General features: G+C 42.4%; 7 protein-coding genes. All 7 read left to right on the top strand.

Translation table 11 applies throughout. The features are described 5' to 3' along the window. The first annotated feature begins 92 nt into the window (after positions 1-92). The 7 genes from BWI44_RS18090 (at position 93) to BWI44_RS18060 (ending at position 7,916) form a co-directional block, all read left to right on the top strand. Entirely contained in the window at positions 93-1,235 is a 1,143-nt protein-coding gene (locus tag BWI44_RS18090; RefSeq protein ID WP_044534289.1) for a sensor histidine kinase, read from the top strand. A gap of 74 nt (positions 1,236-1,309) precedes the next feature. Further along, the gene (locus BWI44_RS18085) at positions 1,310-1,894 is read left to right on the top strand and encodes a YceD family protein (RefSeq protein WP_007659541.1); all 585 of its coding nucleotides are present in this window, start codon (positions 1,310-1,312) and stop codon (positions 1,892-1,894) included. A gap of 12 nt (positions 1,895-1,906) precedes the next feature. Continuing rightward, entirely contained in the window at positions 1,907-2,092 is a 186-nt protein-coding gene (rpmF, locus tag BWI44_RS18080; protein WP_002562387.1) for a 50S ribosomal protein L32, read from the top strand. 113 nt (positions 2,093-2,205) lie between these two features. After that, complete coding sequence (locus BWI44_RS18075) at positions 2,206-3,210, top strand: beta-ketoacyl-ACP synthase III (RefSeq protein WP_118296178.1); 1,005 nt, start codon at positions 2,206-2,208, stop codon at positions 3,208-3,210. Positions 3,211-3,320: 110 nt separating this feature from the next. Continuing rightward, complete coding sequence (gene era / locus BWI44_RS18070) at positions 3,321-4,202, top strand: GTPase Era (protein ID WP_286815657.1); 882 nt, start codon at positions 3,321-3,323, stop codon at positions 4,200-4,202. A gap of 46 nt (positions 4,203-4,248) precedes the next feature. Next, on the top strand, positions 4,249-5,562 hold the full coding sequence (gene der, locus BWI44_RS18065) for a ribosome biogenesis GTPase Der (protein ID WP_007659544.1): 1,314 nt from the start codon (positions 4,249-4,251) through the stop codon (positions 5,560-5,562). 152 nt (positions 5,563-5,714) lie between these two features. Then, positions 5,715-7,916: a tetratricopeptide repeat-containing sensor histidine kinase gene (locus BWI44_RS18060; protein ID WP_195210016.1), complete on the top strand. Its 2,202-nt coding sequence runs from the start codon at positions 5,715-5,717 to the stop codon at positions 7,914-7,916. Positions 7,917-7,918: the final 2 nt, after the last annotated feature.

Here is a 7,918-nt window from a genome sequence, read left to right as displayed (position 1 = left end):
ATATGGGGGCTTTTTGTATTTATACCCCCTGTCCAGATAATATTCTTTTTGTTTTTTCGTTTATATACTGTAAGTTTACACCTTATTTATATATGCTGAAGCAAATCCGTCCTATAAAGTTCTGGTTGATATTGATTGCTGTGATTATAGCTATCTCTTCCCTGTATGTTTCCCATTCTCTGATAAGCGATTTATCTGCTGAAGAACGGGTACGTATGGAGGTGTGGGCCGAGGCAATGAAGAATCTCCAAACCGCTGATGGAAATACGGATTTGACTATGGTGCTGAAAGTTCTGAACGCCAATCATACAATTCCGGTAATTGTAGTGGATCAGAATGAAGATGTACAAACTTACAGGAATATTGAGCTATCTCCAACCGATACAATCGCTTCGCTGAAAGAAAAACTGAATCGCTTCAGCCATGAAGGAAACTGTATCCGTATCGACTTGAATGGTGGTGGTGACTATCTGAATGTGTATTATGGTCCTTCCTTGATGCTCACGCGGCTGGCTGTTTATCCTTATGTACAGTTGGCAGTGGTACTTATCTTTGTTCTGATTGCTATTTTTGCCCTGTTGAGTTCTAAAAAAGCAGAACAAAATAAGGTATGGGTTGGACTATCTAAAGAAACAGCCCATCAGTTGGGAACTCCTATCTCTTCATTAATGGCATGGACGGAATTGTTGAAGGCGCAATATCCACAGGATGACTTGATTCCTGCCATGGCGGAAGATGTGGAACGCTTGCAGATGATTGCCAATCGTTTCTCGAAGATAGGTTCTGTTCCAGAGTTGGAAGAGGCGGACTTGAAAGCTCTGTTGGAACGGGTGACGGATTATATTTCCCATCGTACTTCGAACAAGGTGAAGATCATTACCCATTTGCCGGATTTACTTCCGCCTGTAAGGCTGAATGTTGCTTTGTTTGAATGGGTGATAGAGAACCTGTGTAAGAATGCGATTGATGCAATGGGAGGAGCTGGAACTTTGACTATTTCAGTACAGGAAACGTCAAGATTTTGGCATATTGATGTGGCTGATACGGGAAAGGGAATTGACAAACGGAATTTTGAAACAGTGTTTGCTCCCGGTTATACCACCAAAAAAAGAGGGTGGGGACTGGGCTTGTCATTGGCACGCCGGATTGTGGTGGAATATCATTCGGGGCGTATTTTTGTAAAGCAATCGGAGATCAATAAAGGGACGATATTCAGAATAGAGCTTAAAAAATGAATATTTCGTGGCTAATTTATACATTATGAGGATAATTATTTGTATCTTTGTCGCCCGAATAAATAAAAGAAGCTTTGGGAAAGTTTGATAAATACAAAATAGATTTGAAAGGCATGCAGGCAGACTCTTGTAAGTATGAGTTTGTACTGGATAACCTTTTTTTCGCTAACATTGATGGCCCGGAAGTACAGAAGGGCAAAGTTAATGTTACATTGGTTGTAAAGAAAACATCTCGTGCTTTCGAATTCAACTTCCAGACGGAGGGTATGGTGTGGGTGCCATGTGACCGCTGCCTGGACGATATGGAACAGCCGGTTAGTTCTACAGATAAACTGATGGTAAAGTTTGGTCATGAGTATGCTGAAGAAGGTGATAACCTCATTGTGATCCCTGAAGAAGAAGGGGAGATCAATGTGGCATGGTTCATGTATGAATTTGTTGCGTTGGCAATCCCGATGAAGCATGTACATGCTCCCGGAAAATGTAATAAGGCCGTTAGCAGCAAATTGCATAAGCATCTGCGCACAAAAGCAGATGAAGATGATGCGGAAGATGAAATCTTTATCGAAGGTGAAGATGCAATGCCGGAGAGTGATGCGGAGGAAACACAGATTGATCCGCGTTGGAATGAATTAAAGAAAATATTAGATAACAATTAAAGATTAAGAAAAATGGCACATCCTAAGAGAAGACAGTCTAAAACAAGAACTGCAAAGAGAAGAACTCATGATAAAGCAGTAGCTCCTACATTGGCTATTTGCCCGAACTGTGGCGAATGGCATGTATATCACACAGTGTGTGGTGCTTGCGGATATTACAGAGGCAAGCTTGCTATCGAGAAAGAAGCTGCTGTTTAATTTGCAGCCTGATGAAGAATATACTTGAATGCCGGATGTCTAAAAAGATTTGTAACACACAAACCTTTTTAGACTACCGTTGTTTAGGTATTTATTAACTTTAAGCAGGATTGATGGAAAAAATAAATGCAGTAATTACAGGAGTCGGCGGATATGTACCCGATTATATCTTGACGAATGAAGAGATATCAAGAATGGTGGATACCAACGATGAATGGATTATGACCCGTATCGGAGTAAAGGAAAGACATATCCTGAACGAAGAAGGACTGGGTACTTCGTACATGGCTCGCAAGGCTGCAAAGCAGTTGATGCAGCGTACTGGTTCTGATCCTGATGATATCGATCTGGTGATTGTAGCTACTACTACTCCTGATTATCACTTCCCTTCTACAGCTTCTATCTTATGTGATAAGCTCGGTTTAAAACATGCTTTTGCTTTTGACTTGCAGGCTGCGTGCAGCGGTTTTCTGTATCTGTTGGAAACAGGAGCTAACTTTATCCGCTCGGGAAGATATAAGAAGATCATTTTAGTAGGCGCTGATAAAATGTCGTCTATGGTAGATTACACAGAGCGTGCTACTTGTCCGATTTTCGGTGATGGTGCAGCTGCGGTTATGATGGAACCTACTACGGAAGATGTAGGTGTTATGGACGCTATCTTGAGAACAGATGGTAAGGGATTACCTTTCTTGCATATGAAAGCAGGTGGTTCTGTATGCCCTCCTTCTTATTTTACAGTGGATAACCATATGCACTTCATTTATCAGGAAGGCCGTACAGTATTCAAATATGCTGTATCGAATATGTCGGATGCGTGCGCTGCCATTGCAGAACGAAATAATCTCACCAAAGAGAATATTGACTGGATTATTCCTCACCAGGCCAATCTGCGTATTATCGATGCAGTAGCTCACCGCCTGGAGCTTCCCCATGAGAAAGTAATGATTAATATCGAGCATTATGGTAACACAAGTGCCGGTACGCTTCCGCTCTGTCTGTGGGACTTCGAGGATAAACTGAAAAAAGGCGATAACCTGATCTTTACAGCATTCGGTGCAGGGTTTACCTGGGGAGCCGTTTACGTGAAGTGGGGATACGACGGAAAAAAAAAGTAACTGTATAATTACACGGATTACGAATTACGGTTACTAACATATAAACTAAAAAAACGCATCCTACTTCGATTCGATGCGTTTTTTTGTCTCAACTAAAATACAGGAATGTGATGCATAAAGCTGGTTTTGTAAACATCGTGGGAAATCCGAACGTGGGTAAATCTACATTGATGAACGCCTTGGTGGGCGAGCGGATTTCGATTGCTACTTTCAAGGTGCAGACAACCCGTCATCGTATCATGGGAATCTATAATACGGATGATATGCAGATTGTATTCTCGGATACTCCGGGAGTGCTGAAGCCACAGTATAAGTTGCAGGAGTCTATGCTGAATTTCTCTACTTCGGCTCTGACAGATGCGGATGTGTTGCTATATGTAACAGATGTGGTTGAGACACCCGATAAGCATAATGAGTTTGTGGAGAAGGTGGCACACATGGAAATACCGGTGTTGCTCCTTATCAACAAGATTGATTTGTCGAACCAGGAGAAACTGGTGGAACTTGTGGAAGCTTGGAAAGCATTATTGCCCAATGCAGAGATTATTCCGATTTCTGCAACGGCAAAGTTCAATGTGGATTATGTGATGAAGCGGGTGAAAGAACTGTTGCCCGATTCACCGCCTTACTTTGATAAGGACCAGTGGACGGACAAGCCGGCCCGTTTCTTTGTAAACGAGATTATCCGAGAGAAAATTTTGTTGTACTATGATAAGGAGATACCTTACTCGGTAGAGGTAGTGGTGGAACAGTTTAAGGAGGATGCGAAGAAGATACATATCAGCGCTGTGATTTATGTGGAGCGCGATTCGCAGAAAGGAATTATTATCGGCAAGCAAGGTAAGGCACTGAAAAAAGTGGCTACTGAAGCACGCCGTGATTTAGAGAGGTTCTTCGGAAAAACGATTTTCCTGGAGACATTTGTGAAGGTGGATAAGGATTGGCGTAGTTCGGATAAAGAGTTGCGCAATTTTGGCTATCAACTGGATTAGAGTATTCATACGACTGTGATAGTCGCAAAAACAAGAAGAGTGAACTATGGGAAATTTAGTTGCAATCGTAGGACGCCCCAATGTGGGAAAGTCTACTTTATTTAATCGCTTGACCAAAACACGTCAGGCAATTGTGAACGAAGAAGCAGGAACAACACGAGATCGCCAGTACGGTAAGTCCGAATGGCTGGGGAAAGAGTTCTCCGTGGTAGATACCGGCGGATGGGTGGTGAACTCTGACGATATCTTTGAAGAGGAAATACGCAAACAGGTGCTGATGGCTGTGGACGAAGCAGACGTTATATTGTTTGTAGTAGATGTGATGAATGGGGTAACTGACCTCGATATGCAGGTAGCAGCCATTTTGCGCCGGACTCAAAAGCCGGTGTTGCTGATTGCCAATAAGACTGATAACGGGGAATTACAATACAATGCTCCCGAATTTTATAAGTTGGGTCTGGGTGATCCTTACTGCATCTCGGCTATGACGGGTAGCGGTACGGGGGATATGATGGACTTGATTGTGGGTACATTTAAAAAGGATACGGATGAGATTCTAGATGAGGATATTCCCCGCTTTGCTGTGGTGGGACGCCCGAATGCTGGTAAATCTTCTATCGTGAATGCCTTTATCGGAGAAGAACGGAACATTGTAACGGAGATTGCCGGTACAACACGTGACTCTATCTATACCCGTTATAATAAGTTTGGATTTGATTTCTATCTGGTAGATACTGCTGGTATCCGTAAAAAGAATAAGGTGAATGAGGATCTGGAATATTATTCTGTGATTCGTTCCATCCGTTCCATTGAGAATGCGGATGTGTGTATTCTGATGTTGGATGCTACACGTGGTGTTGAAAGCCAGGACTTGAATATATTCTCACTGATACAGAAGAATGCCAAAGGTCTGGTGGTAGTAGTGAATAAGTGGGATTTGGTACAGGATAAGACTGTGAAAGTGATGAAGACTTTTGAAGATGCGATCCGTAGCCGCTTTGCTCCATTCGTTGACTTCCCTATCATCTTCGGTTCGGCATTGACCAAACAACGTATCCTGAAGGTGCTGGAGGAAGCACGCAGTGTATATGACAACCGTATGACGCGTATTCCGACTGCCCGCTTAAACGAGGAAATGCTGCCGTTGATTGAGGCATATCCGCCTCCTGCAACCAAAGGTAAGTATATCAAGATTAAATATATTACGCAATTGCCGAATACACAGGTGCCTTCTTTTGTTTACTTCGCTAATCTGCCGCAGTACGTGAAAGAGCCATATAAACGTTTCCTGGAAAACAAGATGCGTGAAAAGTGGAACCTGACAGGAACTCCGATAAATATTTATATCCGTCAGAAGTAGATAAATCGATTACTGAGATATTGGTATGAAACCGCCCGATTTAGTTATAAATCAGGCGGTTTTTTTGTTGCTTATTAGGAAAATGTAAATAAAAAATAGGTTAATATAAATATAATATTTATTTTTGCTCTGACAACATAAAAAAGGATTAGATGAAACGTTACAGGTGGGTATTGGGATGCTGCTTGCTCCTCTCCATAGGTGTGCTGTGGGCAGAGGACAAGTCGGATTTACGCGCATTACAACAAGAGGCAGCCCAAAACAGAAACCTGGATAGCTATGTCAAGGTCTGTAAACTCCTTTATCAGACAGAAGAAGATCCTGATTTACTTCTTTCATACGCCGATTCCATTCATCAACTGGCCATAGACAGTGGAAAGCCGGAAATATTTATCGAATACTACATCTGGCTAAGTGAAGGTTACTTCATTAAAGGCGACTTCAAGCAGGGGTACGCTTTGAAACGGAAAGCCATTGGCTTGGCTGAAAAGGCTGGATTGAGGTTTACAATAGCCCAGGCTTGCTGTGATATGGGATATTATTGTAATGCGGATGCCCGCTATGACTCTGCACGTTATTATTTTCATAAAGGGTTGGTAGCTGGTGAAGGTTTGCCGGGTGCTGAGGAGGCATGCCGCACCATATTGACGAATTATGCCAGTTCTTTTCTTTTTGAGGGACAGACCGATTCGGCTTTAGTTTATACCATTCGTGCCAGTGAGCGCTCTGCTGCCGATAAAGATACAGCTATGTTGATTGAAAATCTGAATCAGTTGGGCACTATCTATCGTCGGAAAAAGAATCTGGAGGATTGTATCGCTAACTTTGAAGAAGCGCTCCATTTGTGTGAATTGTGTGGAAATTACAACACGGTCGCTTTTATATATGGAAATATAGCGACGGCTTATTGTGACTGGAATCGACCGGAGGATGCTATTTCCTTCTCCGAAAAAGCTTTGAAATATGCTTTGAAGACAGATAATAAACGGAGGATAGGTACGTGCTATGTTAATTTGGGTGCCATCTTGGTACGAATGGAGAAAATGCGTACAGAGGGCATTGACACGTTACTGAAAGCTATTCCTTTTTTGGAGCAGGTGAATGACAGAAGGCAGCTATGTAATGCTTATAATTATTTGGTAAATGCCTACCGGTTGGATGGAAATCTGGATATTGCAATGCAGTACTTGCAGAAGTTGGATAAATTGGCGCATGAGATGCAGACTGATATAGAGCGTTTCAAGTATTACCAGGCAAAAGCTGCATTGTTGCAGGAAAGTAAGAACTATGCGGATGCTATTGTTTATTATCGCAAGATAGTTGATATGCTCCGTAGTGGATATAAAGATGCACGTGATTATGAGCATTACAGGAAATTATCGGAATGTTATCTGGCTGTGAATAATCTGTCTTTGGCTTATAATTATATGACGCAGGCTTATGCACTTCGTGATTCTGTGTTCCAGACGGAAGAGACTGACCAGTTGTCCGAATATTCTGTGAAGTACCGGACCAAAGAGAAGGAGTTGGAGATTGTAAGCCTGAGGCGTGAACAGTTGGAACAGGAGACGTATATGTTACGTCACCGTATTATTGTAGGTTCGGTGATCTCTTTACTGGGAATTTTGTTGCTGGGCTCACTTTATGCACGCCAACGTCAGCGGGCAAGGATTGCTTTGCTGGCAAATGCAGCTTGTGAAAAAGAGCGCGAATTCCTGGAGCTCCAGAAAGAAACAGAACAGCGCTTAACACGAAAATACATTGATGGTTTGGAGAGTGAACGGGAGCGTATGGCAACTGAATTGCATGATGATGTATGTAATAATTTGCTTGCACTTGAAATGAATATTCGTACTATTTCTACTGAAGAAGGAGCTGATCTGGATAAGCAGCTGGATTTATTGAATAATACTAGGGAAAGGTTGAGAAAACTTTCCCATGAACTGATGCCACCGGTTTTCCAGTATGCTACACTCGATGAACTGCTTGCTGACTATGTTTTGCACTTATCATTGCCAGAAGGTACGCATGCGGAATATCATTCTACGGTAGGTGTAGATTGGAATGTAGTGCCTAAATCAATCAGTTTTGAATGTTATCGCATTGTTCAGGAAGCAGTGAGCAATGCAGTAAAATATGCCGGCTCAACCTGTATACAGGTAGAGTTAGTTCTGGAAAATAATGACCTTTCCATACTTGTAGCAGACGACGGAAAAGGGTTTGATATGAGCAAGAAAACTAAGGGTATCGGCTTACGGACTATCTGGCAGCGAGCGGAAACCGTAGGTGCTGAAGTTGAACTGGTCTCTTCTCCTGGTAAGGGAACCCGTTTGAAAATTAACGTATTAATCTAATC

It is taken from the genome of Bacteroides sp. Phil13 (genome assembly GCF_001940965.1).
In the GTDB taxonomy this organism is placed as follows: Bacteria; Bacteroidota; Bacteroidia; order Bacteroidales; family Bacteroidaceae; genus Bacteroides; species Bacteroides intestinalis.
This window is presented reverse-complemented; position numbering and strand designations above follow the sequence as displayed.

Bases quoted from the DNA above. Each gene is read 5' to 3' on its own strand.
- der (WP_007659544.1), top strand. From the start codon at position 4,249: ATGGGAAATTTAGTTGCAATCGTAGGACGCCCCAATGTGGGAAAGTCT.
- BWI44_RS18075 (WP_118296178.1), top strand. From the start codon at position 2,206: ATGGAAAAAATAAATGCAGTAATTACAGGAGTCGGCGGATATGTACCC.
- rpmF (WP_002562387.1), top strand. From the start codon at position 1,907: ATGGCACATCCTAAGAGAAGACAGTCTAAAACAAGAACTGCAAAGAGA.
- era (WP_286815657.1), top strand. From the start codon at position 3,321: ATGCATAAAGCTGGTTTTGTAAACATCGTGGGAAATCCGAACGTGGGT.
- BWI44_RS18090 (WP_044534289.1), top strand. From the start codon at position 93: ATGCTGAAGCAAATCCGTCCTATAAAGTTCTGGTTGATATTGATTGCT.
- BWI44_RS18060 (WP_195210016.1), top strand. From the start codon at position 5,715: ATGAAACGTTACAGGTGGGTATTGGGATGCTGCTTGCTCCTCTCCATA.